This window comes from Micromonospora sp. WMMD723 (assembly GCF_049863385.1).
GTDB lineage: Bacteria > Actinomycetota > Actinomycetes > Mycobacteriales > Micromonosporaceae > Micromonospora > Micromonospora wenchangensis.
The window spans coordinates 7,248,519-7,263,856 of sequence record NZ_JBMKNR010000001.1; the positions used below are offsets into that span (position 1 = coordinate 7,248,519).

Genomic DNA, 15,338 nt, shown 5'->3' on the forward strand with positions numbered 1-15,338 from the left:
CCGCCGTCGATTAGGTTGTCGGTGCGAACACCCCGATGGAGGGAGTCCACCCCGTGCGACGTGTTTTCACGGCGGCCATCGCCGCCCTGACCGTCACCACCGCCGGCACCCTGGTGACCGGTGCCCCCGGCCAGGCCGACGCCCGACCGGGCAAGAGCCGGTCGGTCGCGGTCTCGGCCGCCCCGAAACCCGGCAGCCCCGGCCTCGGCGACCCCTACTTCCCCGACTACGGCAACGGCGGCTACGACGTCGACCACTACGACGTGAGGCTGCGTTACGAGCCGGCCACCGACCGGCTCAGCGGCACCACCACCATCCTGGCCACGGCCACCCAGGAGCTCTCCCGGTTCAACCTCGACTTCCTGCTCGACGTGGAGTCGGTGCGGGTCAACGGGTGGACCGCCCGGTTCGCCCGGGAGGGCGACCACGAGCTGGTGGTGACCGCGCCGCGTGGCCTCACCACCGGTCAGGCGATGACCGTCGTGGTCACCTACGCCGGTGTGCCGTCGGAGACCCTGGTCAACGGCTACTCCGGGTGGACCCGCACCGCCGACGGCGCGCTCGCCGTCAACGAGCCCGAGTCGGCCTGGTGGTGGTTCCCCTCCAACGACCACCCGCTGGACAAGGCCACCTGGGACGTCTCGGTGTCGGTGCCCGACGGCGTCGAGGTGATCAGCAACGGCGTGCAGCCCCGGCCCCCGCTGGCCGAGGCCGGCAACCGGATGCGGTGGGGCTGGCGCAGCACCAGGCCCGGTGCCACCTACCTGGCGTTCCTGGCGATCGGCCAGTACGACATCGTCACCGACACCGCCCCGAACGGGCAGCCGGTGATCAACGCCTACAGCACCACCCTGGGCGACCGGAAGCCGGCCGCCCGGGCCAGCATCGAACGCACCGCCGAGATCGTCGACTGGGCCGGCGGCATCTTCGGGCCGTACCCGTTCGAGGCGCAGGGGGGCGTGGCCGCGCCGATCGACAGCCTCGGCTTCGCCCTGGAGACCCAGACCCGCCCGGTGTACGGGCCCGGCTTCTGGCGACGCGGCAGCAACGCGTACGTGGTGGTGCACGAGAACGCCCACCAGTGGTTCGGCGACTCGGTCTCGGTGGCGAACTGGAGCAACATCTGGCTGAACGAGGGCTTCGCCTCGTACGCCGAGTGGCTCTGGTCGGAGGCGCAGGGTGAGGGCACCGCGCAGGAACTGTTCGACTTCACCTACGCCGACTACCCGGCCGACGACCCGTTCTGGCAGGTGCTGCCGGGCAACCCGGGCGCCGGCGCGGTGTTCGACGGCGCGGTCTACGACCGGGGCGCGATGGCGCTGCACCAGCTCCGGCTGGCCGTCGGCGACGACGCCTTCTTCCGCATCCTGCCCGCCTGGACCGCCGCCCACCGGTACGGCAACGGCACCATCGCCGAGTTCCAGGCCCTCGCCGAGCAGATCTCCGGCCTCGACCTGGACCCGGTCTTCACCACCTGGCTGTTCACCCCCGGCCGGCCGGCTCCGGCCACCGCCACCCGCACCACGACCGCACCGGCCCAGCCGAAGTCGTGGACCCAGATCCGGGCGGCGCACCAGTTGCTGGCGCGCTGACCGACCCCGGTTCGGGCTGCCCGCCCCCGGCACCGGCGCGGGCAGCCCGGACCGGCCCGCGACCGTGACCTTCCGGCACCCGGGCCGGTCCCGGCGGAACTCGGTCCCGGCCCGAGGTCGGGTCTGGTCTGCTCGGGGGCTGGTCCGGGCCGGCGTCGGCTCTGGGCCGGGTCGGCGCCGGTCAGGGCAGCGTCGAGCCGACCGGAACGATGGTTCCGGAGAGCGATATGCCTGACAGTCATAAATATGCCCGTCAGGCATATCACTCTCCGTGATGATATGTGCTCTCGATGGCTGGCTCCGACGCCCCGTAACCCACGACGGCAGGGCCGGGACAGGTGGTGCCGCAGAAGGGGTGTGCGCCGGCAGGGCGCAGCGGGCGAAACGGTGGCCGGGCCACAAGGTCGAGCCGTCAGCCGACCCGGAAACCAGGTCGGCTGACGGCCACCGTTCGAGGGGCGCGGGTCAGCGGGCGGCGAGGGGCTGGCGGGCCGGATCGACCGGAGCCGGCAGGTCACCCACCCCACCCAGGTAGGAGTGGATCGCCGCGGCGGCGGCCCGCCCCTCGGCGATCGCCCAGACGATCAGCGACGCCCCCCGGTGCATGTCCCCGGCGACGAAGACGCCGTCGGCGTCGGTCTGCCAGTCGGGGCGGGCGTCGACCGCGCCCCGGGCGTTGCGGGTCACCCCGAACTGGGCCAGCAGCGGCTGCTCCTCGGTGCCCTCGAAGCCGATGGCCAGCAGCACCAGGTCGGCCGGGAGCTCCCGCTCGGAGCCGGGCAGCGCGGTGACGATCCGTCGACCGTCGCGCCGCTCCACCGTCACCTCGGCGATCCGGACGCCCTTGACCTGGCCGGTCCCGTCGTCCACGAACTCCTGCACGGCCACCGCGAAGACCCGCTCGCCGCCCTCCTCGTGCGCCGGGTAGTTGCGCAGCACCCACGGCCAGGTCGGCCACGGGTCCCGCTCGGCGTCGCGGCCGTGCGGCGGCTCGGGGTAGAGGTCGAGCTGGTGGACGCCGGCCGCACCCTGCCGGTGGGCCACGCCCAGGCAGTCGGCGGCGGTGTCGCCGCCACCGATGATCACCACGTGCTTGCCGGCCGCGTCGATCGGCGTACCGTCGGGCAGCACCGCCGGGGCGGGCCGGCCGTCCCCGGCCGCCGCCACCACCCGGTTCGCCGCGACCAGGTGGGTCATCGCCTGGTGGACGCCGCGCAGCGGCCGACCTGGCGTCTCCGGGGTGTCCCGCCCTTGGAGCGCGCCACACGCCAGCAGCACCGCGTCGTGCCGGGCCCGCAGCTCCTCGGCGGTCACGTCGACGCCGACGTTCACCCCGGTGCGGAACTGCACCCCCTCGGCGGCGAGCTGGGCCAGCCGCCTGTCGATGTGCTGCTTCTCCAGCTTGAAGTCGGGGATGCCGTAGCGGAGCAGACCGCCGATCGCGTCGTCCCGCTCGTACACGGTGACGGCGTGACCGGCGCGGGCGAGTTGCTGGGCGGCGGCGAGCCCGGCGGGCCCGGAGCCGACCACGGCGACCGACCGCCCGGTCGACGCCGGCACCGGGCGGGGGTTCAGTCCGCCCCGGGCCACCGCCGCGTCGGCGATCTCCACCTCGACCTGCTTGATGGTGACCGGCTGCTGCCCGCCCAGGCCCAGCACGCAGGCCGCCTCGCACGGAGCCGGGCAGAGCCGGCCGGTGAACTCGGGGAAGTTGTTGGTGGCGTGCAACGACTCGACCGCCGCGTCCCAACTGCCGGTGCGGACCAGGTCGTTCCAGTCCGGGATGCGGTTGCCCAGCGGACAGCCGTCGTGGCAGAACGGGATGCCGCAGTCCATGCACCTGGTGGCCTGCTCGCGGATCAGTTCCTCCCCGGCGGGCGGGTAGACCTCCCGCCAGTCGGTGATCCGCACCGCCACCGGTCGACGGGCCGGCAGCCGCCGTTCGTAGCGCAGGAAACCGTTCGGGTCAGGCACGAGCCACCTCCTGGGCGACCACCCGCGGGACGGGCGGCACCGACGCGGTCAGCGCAGACATGACCGCGTCGTCGACGTCGCGGCCGGCGGCTTCGGCGGCCTTCATGATCTCCATCACCCGGCGGTAGTCCCTCGGGACCACGGCCGTGAACTCCTGAACCGCCTCCGGCCAGCGCTTGAGCAGTTCCGCGCCGACCGCCGAGTCGGTCTCGGCGACGTGCCGCTGCACCAGGTCGTGCAGCAGCTCCCGCTCGGCGTCACGCAGCGGGGACAGGTCGACCAGCTCCGTGTTGACCCGCCCGGTGTCGAGCCGGTGCACGTACGCCGTACCGCCGGACATGCCGGCGGCGAAGTTGCGGCCGGTCTCGCCGAGCACCACCACCGTGCCACCGGTCATGTACTCGCAGCCGTGGTCACCGACGCCCTCGACGACGGTCACCGCGCCGGAGTTGCGGACCGCGAACCGCTCCCCCACCCGGCCGCGCAGGAACAACTCGCCGCCGGTGGCCCCGTACAGGATGGTGTTGCCGGCGATGATCTGGTCCTCGGCGCGCTGCCCGGTGGCGGCCTCGGGATCGACGAACGGCGCGGCGGCGTCCGGGCGGACCACGATCCGGCCGCCGGAGAGCCCCTTGCCGACGTAGTCGTTGGCGTCGCCGTGCAGTCGCAGGGTCACCCCGCGCGGCAGGAACGCGCCGAAGGACTGCCCGGCGGTGCCGCGCAGCACGAACTCGACGGTGTCGTCGGGCAGGCCCGCGCCCCCGTGCCGGCGGGTCACCTCGCCGCCGAGCATCGCGCCGACGCTGCGGTGCTCGTTGCGCACCGCCACCTCCACCCGGACCGGGCTGCCGTCGCGCAACGCCGGCTCGGCCAGTGCGATCAGCTCGTTGTCCAGGGCCTGCTCCAAGCCGTGGTCCTGGGCGCGGATGCCCCGCCGGGCGGCACCCTCCGGCAGCTCCGGAGTGTGCAGCACGCGGGTCAGGTCGAGGCCGTGGCCCTTCCAGTGGTCGATCGCCGGTACGACGTCGAGCACCTCGGTCTGCCCGATCGCCTCTTCGATGCTGCGGAAGCCCAGCTCTGCCAGGTAGCCCCGGACCTCCTCGGCGAGGAAGAGGAAGAAGTTCTCCACGAACTCCGGCCGGCCGGTGAAACGCTCGCGCAGCACCGGGTTCTGGGTGGCGATGCCGACCGGGCAGGTGTCGAGGTGGCAGACCCGCATCATCACGCAGCCCTCGACGATCAGCGGGGCGGTGGCGAAGCCGAACTCCTCCGCGCCGAGCAGCGCCGCGACCAGCACGTCCCGGCCGGTCTTGAGCTGCCCGTCGACCTGCACGGTGACCCGGTCGCGCAGCTTGTTGAGCAGCAGCGTCTGCTGTGCCTCGGCCAGGCCCAGCTCCCAGGGGGTGCCGGCGTGCTTGAGCGAGTTGAGCGGGGACGCGCCGGTGCCGCCGTCGTGCCCGGAGATCAGGATGACGTCGGCCTTGAGCTTGGCGACCCCGGCCGCCACGGTGCCCACGCCGACCTCGCTGACCAGCTTGACGTGCACCCGGGCGGCCGGGTTGACGCACTTGAGATCGTGCACGAGCTGGGCGAGGTCCTCGATGGAGTAGATGTCGTGGTGCGGCGGCGGGGAGATCAGGCCGACGCCGGGGGTGGCGTGCCGGGTGCGGGCGATCCACGGCCACACCTTGTTGCCGGGCAGCTGCCCACCCTCGCCGGGCTTCGCGCCCTGCGCCATCTTGATCTGGAGGTCGTCGGCGTTGACCAGGTATTCGCTGGTCACCCCGAAGCGTCCGCTGGCGATCTGCTTGACCGCCGAGCGACGGGCCGGGTCGTGCAGCCGGTCGACGTCCTCGCCGCCCTCGCCGGTGTTGGACTTGCCGCCGAGGCGGTTCATCGCGATGGCGAGGGTCTCGTGCGCCTCCGCCGAGATCGACCCGTACGACATGGCGCCGGTGGCGAACCGCTTGACGATCTCGGTGGCCGGCTCGACCTCCTCGATCGGCACCGCCGGGCGCAGCCCGGTGCGCAGGGTGAACAGCCCGCGCAGCGAACCGGCCTGCGCGGCCAGCTCGTCGACCTTGGCGGTGTACTGGCGGAACACGTCGTACTGCCGGCTGCGGGTGGCGTGCTGGAGCAGGAAGACCGTCTCCGGGTTGAACAGGTGCAGCTCACCCTCGCGCCGCCACTGGTACTCGCCACCCACCTCCAGCCGGGCGGAACCGGCGGTGCCGGGCGTCGGCCACGCCTGCCCGTGCCGGGCGGCGACCTCGGTGTGGATCTCGGCCAGTCCGATCCCGCCGATGGTGCTGGGGGTGCCCCGGAAATACCTGTCGACCAGGCGGGTGTCCAGGCCGACGGCCTCGAAGACCTGCGCGCCGCAGTACGACGACACCGTCGAGATGCCCATCTTCGACATGATCTTGAGGACGCCCTTGCCGAGCGCCTTGACGTAGTTGCGGACCGCCTTGGCCGGCTCCACCCCGACCAGCGCCCCGGTGGCGATCATGTCCTCCACCGACTCGAAGGCCAGGTAGGGGTTGACCGCCGCCGCGCCGTACCCGATGAGCACCGCCGCGTGGTGCACCTCGCGGCAGTCACCGGACTCCACGACCAGCGCGACCTGGGTCCGGGTCTGCTCCCGCACCAGGTGCTGGTGCACCGCCGCGGTCAACAGCAGCGACGGGATCGGCGCCAGGTCGGCGTTGGAGTCCCGGTCCGACAGCACCAGGATGCGGACGCCGTCCTCGATCGCCTCGGAGACGTGCCGGCAGATCTCGGTCAGCCGGGCCTTGATGCCGGCCCCGCCGTCACGGAGGCGGTAGAGCCCGGAGACCCGGACCGCCTTGAAGCCGGGCAGGTCGCCGTCCTCGTCGACGGAGAGGATCTTCGCCAGCTCGTCGTTGTCGATCACCGGGTAGGGCAGCACGATCTGCCGGCAGCTCGCCGCACCCGGGTCCAGCAGGTTGCCCTCCGGGCCGATGGTCGACGCCAGGCTGGTCACCAACTCCTCCCGGATCGCGTCCAGCGGCGGGTTGGTGACCTGGGCGAAAAGCTGGTGGAAGTAGTCGTAGAGCAGCCGGGGCCGGGTCGACAGCGGCGCGATCGGGGTGTCGGTGCCCATCGAGCCCAGTGGCTCCGCCCCGGTACGGGCCATCGGGGCGAGCAGGATCTTCAGCTCCTCCTCGGTGTAGCCGAAGGTCTGCTGCCGGCGGCGCACCGAGTCGTGGGTGTAGACCACGTGCTCCCGGGCGGGCAGGTCACCGAGGTCGATCAGGCCGGCGTGCAGCCACTCGTCGTACGGCTGGGCGGCGGCCAGCTCGGTCTTGATCTCGTCGTCCGAGACGATCCGGCCGTTGACCGTGTCGACCAGGAACATCCGGCCCGGCTGGAGGCGACCCTTGGCGACCACCGTGGCCGGGTCGAGGTCGAGCACGCCCGCCTCGCTGCCCAGCACCACCAGCCCGTCGGCCGTCCGCCACCAGCGACCCGGCCGCAGGCCGTTGCGGTCCAGCACCGCCCCGACGATCTCACCGTCGGTGAAGGCGACCGACGCCGGCCCGTCCCACGGCTCCATCAGGCTGGCGTGGAACCGGTAGAACGCGCGCTTGTCCGGGCGCATCGCCGGGTCGTTCTCCCAGGCCTCCGGGATCATCATCAGCACCGCGTGCGGCAGGCTCCGGCCGGCCAGGTGCAGCAGCTCCAGCACCTCGTCGAAGTTGGCCGAGTCGGAGGCGGCCGGGGTGCAGACCGGGAACACCCGGCGGATGTTGCCGGGCAGGTGCGGGCTGCGCAGCAGCGCCTCACGGGCCTGCATCCAGTTCCGGTTGCCGCGGATCGTGTTGATCTCGCCGTTGTGCGCGATGAACCGGTACGGGTGGGCCAGCGGCCAGGACGGGAACGTGTTGGTGGAGAACCGGGAGTGCACCAGCGCGATCGCGCTGTCGACCCGCTCGTCGGTCAGCTCCGGGAAGTACTCCGGCAGCTGGTCGGGGGTGAGCATGCCCTTCCAGGTCATCGTCCGCGCCGACAGCGACGGGAAGTAGGCGGTCACCCCCCGCTCGGCGGTCTCCCGCTCGGCCTGCTTGCGCACGCAGAACGCCACCCGGTCCAGGTCGATGCCGGACAGCGGGGAGCCGGCCGGGCCGGCCGGGGTGTCGGTGAGCCGGTGCGCGGCCAGGAAGAGCTGCCGGATGCGGGGCATCGCCGCCAGCGCGGTCTCGCCCAGCCCGCTCGGGTCGGTCGGCACGTCGCGCCAGCCGAGCACCTCGGCACCCTCGACGAGGGCGTACTTCTCCACCACCTGACGGGCGCGGGCCTCGCCGCCGTCGTCGTCGGGCAGGAAGACCAGGCCGGTGGCGTACTGGCCGGCCGGGGGCAGCGGGAAGTCCACCACCGCGCGCAGGAACGCGTCCGGCACCTGGATCATGATGCCCGCGCCGTCGCCGGTGTTCTGCTCGGCGCCCCGGGCGCCACGATGGTCGAGCCGGCAGAGCGCGCCGAGGCCGTTCGCCACCACCGCGTGGGAGCGCCGCCCGTAGAGGTCGGCCACGAAGGCCACCCCGCACGCGTCGTGCTCGTGCGCCGGGTCGTACAGACCGGTCGCGGAAGGGACCGGCTGCGGGCTGTGCGGGTACGGAAGGGCCACCGGGTCTCCTGTCGTCACTCAGGTTGTTTCATGGTCGGGACGACGTCGGCCCTGGGCGGTCTGTTGAGTCTACGTTAGGGCGACCCGGGCAGGGCCAGTGCGGATTGATCACACCTTCCAGACTCTGGGACGTGTAGTCTCGCGCGGTGGATCCTGCGCACCGCGACCTGTTCGACCGGTTGGAACGCTTCTACGACGCGGTGCCCCGGGACGCCGCCCGCGCCGAGGAACACGGCGGTCTGGTGCTGTTCGCGCGGGAAGGGGCCGGTTGGCCGTTCTATGCCCGTCCCCGCCTCGACGCCGACACCCCACCGTCGCTGGCCGACCTGCACACCGTCCGGGAACGGCAGCGGGAGCTGGGCCTGCCCGAGGCGTTCGAGTGGGTGCACGAGACCACCCCGGACCTGCTCGCCACCGCCCGGGCCGCCGGCCTGAGCGTGCTGGAGGCCCCGCTGATGGTCCTCGACCCGCAGGCCGACCCGCCCGAGGCGGCGACGCTGACCGACGTACCGGTGCGGGTGCTGGACCCGGACGCGCCCGGCTTCGCGCTCGACGTGGCGGCCCGGCGCGCGGTCGCCGCGGTCGGGTTCTCCGCCGCCGGCACCGTCCCCGGCGACGCCGGCCCGGCCGAACGGGACGCCGCGATGACCGAACTGGACGTGGCCGCGCTGGACGAGGAGCGGGCCGCGATCGCCGCCGGCCGCCGGCTGTCGGCGGTCGCCGGGACGCCGCAGGACGGGGTGCTGGCCAGCGGGATGGCGATGCGGGTCGACGACGTCGCCGAGATCGCCGGAGTGGCCACCCTGCCGGCCGCCCGCCGCCGGGGGCTCGCCGCCGCGGTCACCGCCACCCTGGCCCGCACCCTGCGCGCCGCCGGCACCGACCTGGTCTTCCTCTCCGCCGGCAGCGAGGACGTCGCCCGGGTGTACCTACGCGTCGGCTTCCGCCGCATCGGCACCGCCTGCATAGCCGAACCCACCGCCCTCATCTGACCCCACCCCGGCACCGCCCCCACCCGGCGCTGCCCCCCGGTGATCAAGAGGTTTGCGGGTTGATCAAGAGGTTTGCGTCACCCCGCCCGCTCACCGTGACGCAAACCTCTTGATCACCGGCCGAAGGCGGCCACCGCCCGAAGGGCGGCGGGGGGCGCGGCGGGGGCGCGGGGGGAGGGGGTCAGGGGGTGGGGGGACGCCAGGTGGCGGCGGTGGCGGCGGCGCCGGAGAGCAGGCGGGGCGTGATCGTGCCGAGGGCCGCGTCACGGGCGCGCAGGGCCAGCCGACCCCGGGTCTGGAGCACCGCCGACATCCGCCGGGTCTGCCGGACCACGGTGGCCGTGCGGGGCCGCCGCACCCGGTCGTACGCCAGCACCGCGTCGGGGAGCCGGGACTCGCGCAGCAACGACGACAGGGTGGCCGCGTCCTCGAACGCCAGGCAGGCGCCCTGCCCGAGGTGCGGTGGCATGGCGTGGGCGGCGTCACCGAGCAGCACCACCCCGCCCGGCCCGGCCGGGAAGCCGTACGCCCGGGGCAGCGGGCGCAGCTCCCGGATCTCCTGCTGCACCAGGTCGGCGGGTTCGGTGGCGGCCAGCAGCTCACCGATCGGCGCGGGCCAGCCGGCGTACCAGCGTTGCAGCAGGGCGAGCTGGGTCTGCGGGGGCTCCGGCCGGGGCGCACCGGCGGCGGTGGCCACCCAGTAGACGCCACCCCGGCGGGAAGCCCCGGAGGAGCCGCGCTCCCCCAGCGAGGCGGCCACGAACCGGTAGCCGGCGCCCAGCACCTCACCCCCGACCGGCTGGTCGGCCGGCACGGGGGCCCGGTACCAGGGGATCACCGCCCGCCAGGAGGCACAGCCGGAGCTGACCACGGTGGCCTCGGGGGCGAGCTGGCGGCGCAGCACGCTGTCCGTGCCGTCGGCGGCGACGACCAGGTCCGCCTCGACGAACTGGCCGTTCCACCCCACCCCGGGCCGCTCGGCGGCATCGGCCCGGACGTGGTCCACGGCGACCCCGGTACGCAGCTCGACCCGGTCACCGAGGCCGGCGATCAGCGCGTCGTGCAGATCCTCCCGGTGCACCACCACCGGCATCCGGTCGGCCGGGGTGGGTCGGGGCTGCACCAGCCAGTGGCCGTCGGGGCGGCGGATACCGCCGTCGGGCAGCGGGGTCGCGATGGCGTCCAGGCCGGCACCGACGCCGAGCACCTGCAACGCGCGTACCCCGTTGGGCCACAGCACCACGGCGGTGGGTTCGGGGCGCACCCGGTCGGCCCGTTCCAGCAGGGTGACCCGCCACCCGGAGCGGGCCAGCGCGCCGGCCACCGCCAGACCGCCGAGGCCCGCGCCGACCACCACCGCGCTGCGCACGCCGCGCCCGCTCAGCTGTCCCGGTCGGTGGACCGGCCGGCGGCACCGGCAGACCGGTCGGCTCCGGCGGGCCCGTCGCCGCTGTCGGCCCCGGAAGGCCGGTCGTCGGCGTCGGTGTCGGTGGTCCGGTCGTCGGTGTCACCGTCCTGCGGCCCGGTTGACCGGTCGTCGGCTGCCGGCGCGCCCGGTGCGCCGGGCAGCACCCCGCGTTCCCGGTACGCGGTGAACTGTTCCTCGTCGACCACCCGGTACCCGGCCGGGGTGGCCGTCGGAGCCCCCTTCCCGGTGGCGGAGAGGTCGACCTGGGAGACGTCGCCACCGTCCCCGGCGGGTCCGGAGGCGGGGGTGGGGACCGGGATCAGGTACTCGCGGGGCCCCCGTACCCGCAGGAAGTAGATCAACGCGCCGACGAAGACCAACCCGGCGGTCCACACGTTGAGCCGCAGGCCGAGGATGCGGTTCGCCTCGTCGGTGCGCATCAGCTCGATCCAGAACCGGCCGGCGGTGTAGCCCATCACGTAGAGCGCGAAGGCCCGGCCACGCCCGAACCTGAACCGCCGGTCCAGGGCGAACACCAGGCCGGCGACGCCGAGGTTCCACAGCGCCTCGTAGGCGAACGTCGGATGGTAGAGGCCGGGTTCCAGGATGGGCTGGTTGGCGTCGTCGCGCAGTGCGTGCCCGGGGTTGTCCGGGTCCATCCGGTGGATCTCCAGGCCCCACGGCAGGGTGGTCCGCCCGCCGTACAGCTCGTTGTTGAACCAGTTGCCGAGCCGGCCCACCGCCTGGGCCAGCGGCAGGCCGGGGGCCAGGGCGTCGGCCACCACCGTCAGCGGGATGCCGAGCTGCCGGGCGGCGATCCACGCGCCGACCGCGCCACCGGCCACGGCCCCCCAGATGCCGAGACCGCCCTCCCAGATGGCGAACGCCTTCCACGGGTCGCCGCCGGTGCCGAAGTACTTCTCGGGTGAGGTGACGACGTGGTAGATCCGGGCGCCGATGATGCCGGTCGGGACCGCCCACACCGCGATGTCGAGCACCGCGCCGGGCGCGACGCCCCGCTGGCGCAGCCGATGCTCGGTCACCAGGCAGGCGATCACGATGCCGGCGACGATGCAGAGGGCGTACGCCCGCAGCGGGACCGGCCCGAGCTGCCAGACGGCGGTGGTCGGGCTGGGCAGCGCCGCCAGGGGCGTCATCGAGACGAGGGTCACGGGGGAACAGGCTACCGCTGCGGACGCCCGCCGTGGCACCCCGGTCCGGTCGGGCCCCCGCCCAGCCGGCCCCGCCACGTCCGGCCCGGTGATCCGCGTGCGTCGTCGCGGCCCACGGCACGCCGGTGCGCCGCCGTCGGGAGAGCGGTCGGCACGCCGGTGCGATCGTGCGGCGTCGGGGCGGGCGGGTCAGCGGGCCGGGTTGCGGACGCCCTCGGCGAGTTCGGCGGAGAGGGCACGCAGGGCGGCCAGTCCCGCGTCGAGGTCCGGCGCGTCCAGCAGCCGGCGGATCAGCGCGCTGCCCACGATCACCCCGTCGGCGTACCCGGCGACGGTGGCCGCCTGCGCACCGGTGCCGACGCCGAGCCCCACCCCGACGGGCAGCTCGCTGGCCTCCCGCACCCGGGAGACCAGCACCGGTGCGGCGTCGGAGGTCTGCGACCGGGCCCCGGTGACCCCCATGATGGCGGTGGCGTAGACGAAGCCCCGGCAGTGCTCGACGGTCATCCGCAGCCGGGCGTCGGTCGACGACGGGGAGACCAGGAACGTCCGGTCCAGGCCGTACGCGTCCGAGGCGGCCAGCCACTCGCCGGCCTCCTCGGGGATCAGGTCCGGGGTGATCAGGCCGGTGCCCCCGGCGGCGGCCAGGTCCCGGGCGAACGCGTCCACCCCGTACTGCTCGATCGGGTTCCAGTAGGTCATGGTGACCACCGGGGCGCCGGTGGCCGCGACCGCCTCGATGATGCGCAGCGTGTCGGCGGTGCGGACGCCACCGGCCAGGGCGATGTCGCTGGCCTTCTGGATCACCGGACCGTCCATCACCGGATCGGAGTAGGGGATCTCCACCTCGATGACGTCCACCCCGGCCTCGACCATCGCGGTCATCGCGGCGATGCTGCCGTCGACGGTGGGGAACCCGGCCGGCATGCAGCCGACCAGGACGGCCCGCCCGTCGGCGCGGGCCTTGTCGAAGGCCACCCCGATCCGGCTCACGGTCTCACTGCTCCTTGTCGAGGATGCCGAAGTATTCACCGGCGGTGTGCACGTCCTTGTCGCCCCGACCGGAGAGGTTGACCACCAGGACCGGTTCCCGGCCCAGTTCGGCGGCGAGCTGCGGGGCGATCTGCACCGCGCCGGCCAGGGCGTGCGCGCTCTCGATCGCCGGGATGATCCCCTCGGTACGGCAGAGCAGCTCGAACGCGGCCATCGCCTCGGCGTCGGTCACCGGCCGGTAGCGGGCCCGGCCGGTGTCGTGCAGCCAGGCGTGCTCCGGGCCGACCCCGGGGTAGTCCAGGCCGGCGGAGATGGAGTGCGACTCGATGGTCTGGCCGTCGGCGTTCTGCAGCACGTAGGTGCGGGTGCCGTGCAGCACCCCGGAGGTGCCGCCGGTGATGCTGGCCGCGTGCCGGCCGGTCTCCACGCCCTCGCCGCCGGCCTCGAAGCCGTACAGCCGCACGTCGGTGTCGGGGACGAACGCGTGGAAGATGCCCAGCGCGTTGGAGCCGCCGCCGACGCAGGCCAGCACCGCGTCGGGCAGCGCGCCGGTCAGGTCGATGCACTGCCGGCGGGCCTCGTCGCCGATGCCGCGCACGAAGTCCCGCACCAGCTCCGGGAACGGGTGCGGCCCGGCGGCGGTGCCGATCAGGTAGTGGGTGTCGTCGACGTTGGCGACCCAGTCCCGCATCGCCTCGTTCATCGCGTCCTTGAGGGTGCGCGAGCCGGTGGTCACCGGGATCACGGTGGCCCCCAGCATCCGCATCCGGGCCACGTTGAGCGCCTGCCGCTCGGTGTCCACCTCGCCCATGTAGACCACGCACTCGAGGTCGAACAGGGCGGCGGCGGTGGCGGTGGCCACCCCGTGCTGGCCGGCGCCGGTCTCGGCGATCACCCGGCGCTTGCCCATCCGCCGGGTGAGCAGCGCCTGGCCCAGCACGTTGCGCACCTTGTGCGCGCCGGTGTGGTTGAGGTCCTCCCGCTTGAGCAGCACCCGGGCGCCGACCTTGGCGGAGAACCGCTCGGCGGGGTAGAGCAGCGAGGGGGTGCCGGCGTAGTCGCGCAGCAGGGCGTCGAACTCGGCGCGGAACTCCTCGTCGGTCATCGCCTTGCGGTACGCGGCGTCCAGCTCGTCGAGCGCCGCGACCAGCGCCTCGGGGACGAACCGGCCGCCGAAGCGGCCGAAGTGGCCGGCGGAGTCGGGGAACCGCTCGGCCGCTTCCCCGGCGCTCATGCCGTCGCTCCCCGGCCGGTCGCGCGTCGACGCACCGTCGCGTCGCCGGTGACGAATCGCTCGCTCATCGCGATGTCCTCTCGCTGCGCGGATCTGCCCGTCGGGTCAGCGCGCCGGGCGGGGCGTGGCCGGGTGGTTCCCGGCGTTGACCAGCTCGGCGACCGCCTCGCGGGGGCTCTTCTGGGTGACCAGCCCCTCGCCCACCAGGACGGCGTCGGCGCCGGCCGAGGCGTACCGGATCAGGTCGTGCGGCCCCCGCACCCCCGACTCGGCGATCTTGACGACGCTGCTGGGCAGGCCGGGGGCGATCCGCTCGAACACCGACCGGTCGACCTCCAGGGTACGCAGGTCACGGGCGTTGACCCCGATCACCTGCGCGCCGGCCTCCAGGGCCCGGTCGGCCTCCTCCTCGGTGTGCACCTCGACCAGCGCGCACATGCCCAGCGACTCGATCCGCTCCAGCAGCCCGACCAGGGCGTTCTGCTCCAGCGCGGCGACGATCAGCAGCACCAGGTCGGCGCCGTGCGCGCGCGCCTCGTGCACCTGGTAGCTGGAGACCACGAAGTCCTTGCGCAGGACCGGCACCTGCACGGCGGCCCGGACGGCCGCCAGGTCGTCGAGGGAACCACCGAACCAGCGCCCCTCGGTCAGCACACTGATCGCCCGGGCGCCGCCGGAGGCGTACTCGCCGGCCAGCTCGGCCGGATCGGCGATCTCGGCCAGCCGTCCCCGGCTCGGCGAGGAACGCTTCACCTCGGCGATCACGGCCACGCCGGGCTTGCGCAGGGCCGCGTACGCGTCCAGCGGTGGCGGCGCGGCGGCGGCAAGTTCGCGCAGCCGCTCCAGCGGAAGCTGCTCCTGCCGCCGGGCCACGTCCTCGCGGACGCCGGCCAGGATCTCGTCGAGCACGCTTGCGGACGCCGCCGAACCGGCCCCGTCCCCCTCTGCGTGCGCATGCTCAGCAGTCACCAACGGACTCCCCTCTCCGGGTGTCATGGGCCGATGCTAGGGGGCGCCACCTGGCGACAGACGCCGGGGGTATGGCGCTCCTCACGAGATGGGCTGTGGCATGATGCCGGACCTCCGGTGAACGGAATGTCACGCAGCGCCACCGGGCCCGTCGGTGGGTGTCATCGACACCCGTCGTCCGAGCCACCCCGGACCATCGATCGATGCCCATACGCTATGAGATCACGTCCGGGCCCGGCGCGCAGCTCGACCGGTCCGGCCCGACGGCTGTGACCAAGCTCAAGGGTGGCCCTGCGACGCAGGTGGGGGCCGTTGACCGGGCCGTCACCCGGGCGAAACGTGAGCCCGGCAGCATC

9 protein-coding genes are annotated in these 15,338 nt (G+C 73.9%); 2 read left to right on the plus strand and 7 right to left on the minus strand.

Annotation, left to right across the window (positions count from 1 at the left end):
- Positions 1-53: 53 nt before the first annotated feature.
- Positions 54-1,592 (plus strand): M1 family metallopeptidase, encoded by a 1,539-nt coding sequence (locus ACN261_RS31230; RefSeq protein ID WP_421483409.1) that lies wholly within the window; start codon positions 54-56, stop codon positions 1,590-1,592.
- A gap of 465 nt (positions 1,593-2,057) precedes the next feature.
- On the opposite strand, the gene ACN261_RS31235 is transcribed toward ACN261_RS31230, so the two are convergent.
- Positions 2,058-3,566, minus strand: a complete 1,509-nt coding sequence (locus tag ACN261_RS31235) for a glutamate synthase subunit beta (RefSeq protein ID WP_363651947.1) — start codon at positions 3,564-3,566, stop codon at positions 2,058-2,060.
- Entirely contained in the window at positions 3,559-8,214 is a 4,656-nt protein-coding gene (gene gltB / locus ACN261_RS31240; RefSeq protein WP_421483411.1) for a glutamate synthase large subunit, read from the minus strand. Before gltB ends, ACN261_RS31235 begins: the two co-directional genes overlap by 8 nt.
- Positions 8,215-8,360: 146 nt before the next feature.
- On the opposite strand from gltB, the gene ACN261_RS31245 reads away from it, so the two are divergent.
- Positions 8,361-9,206 carry a GNAT family N-acetyltransferase gene (locus tag ACN261_RS31245; RefSeq protein WP_421483412.1) on the plus strand — a complete coding sequence of 282 codons (846 nt, stop codon included), beginning with the start codon at positions 8,361-8,363 and terminating at the stop codon, positions 9,204-9,206.
- 181 nt (positions 9,207-9,387) lie between these two features.
- Here ACN261_RS31245 and ACN261_RS31250 read toward each other — a convergent pair whose 3' ends face one another.
- The 5 genes from ACN261_RS31250 to trpC all read right to left on the minus strand — a co-directional run bounded on the left by ACN261_RS31250 (position 9,388) and on the right by trpC (position 14,922).
- The gene (locus ACN261_RS31250) at positions 9,388-10,575 is read right to left on the minus strand and encodes an FAD-dependent oxidoreductase (RefSeq protein WP_421483413.1); all 1,188 of its coding nucleotides are present in this window, start codon (positions 10,573-10,575) and stop codon (positions 9,388-9,390) included.
- A gap of 11 nt (positions 10,576-10,586) precedes the next feature.
- Positions 10,587-11,786: a prolipoprotein diacylglyceryl transferase gene (gene lgt, locus ACN261_RS31255; protein ID WP_425853530.1), complete on the minus strand. Its 1,200-nt coding sequence runs from the start codon at positions 11,784-11,786 to the stop codon at positions 10,587-10,589.
- Between the two features lie 189 nt (positions 11,787-11,975).
- Positions 11,976-12,779, minus strand: coding sequence for a tryptophan synthase subunit alpha (trpA, locus tag ACN261_RS31260; protein ID WP_421483415.1), 804 nt, complete (start codon positions 12,777-12,779; stop codon positions 11,976-11,978).
- 4 nt (positions 12,780-12,783) lie between these two features.
- Entirely contained in the window at positions 12,784-14,013 is a 1,230-nt protein-coding gene (gene trpB, locus ACN261_RS31265) for a tryptophan synthase subunit beta (RefSeq protein WP_421483416.1), read from the minus strand.
- Positions 14,014-14,118: 105 nt separating this feature from the next.
- Positions 14,119-14,922, minus strand: a complete 804-nt coding sequence (gene trpC / locus ACN261_RS31270) for an indole-3-glycerol phosphate synthase TrpC (RefSeq protein ID WP_176738808.1) — start codon at positions 14,920-14,922, stop codon at positions 14,119-14,121.
- Between the last annotated feature and the right edge of the window lie 416 nt (positions 14,923-15,338).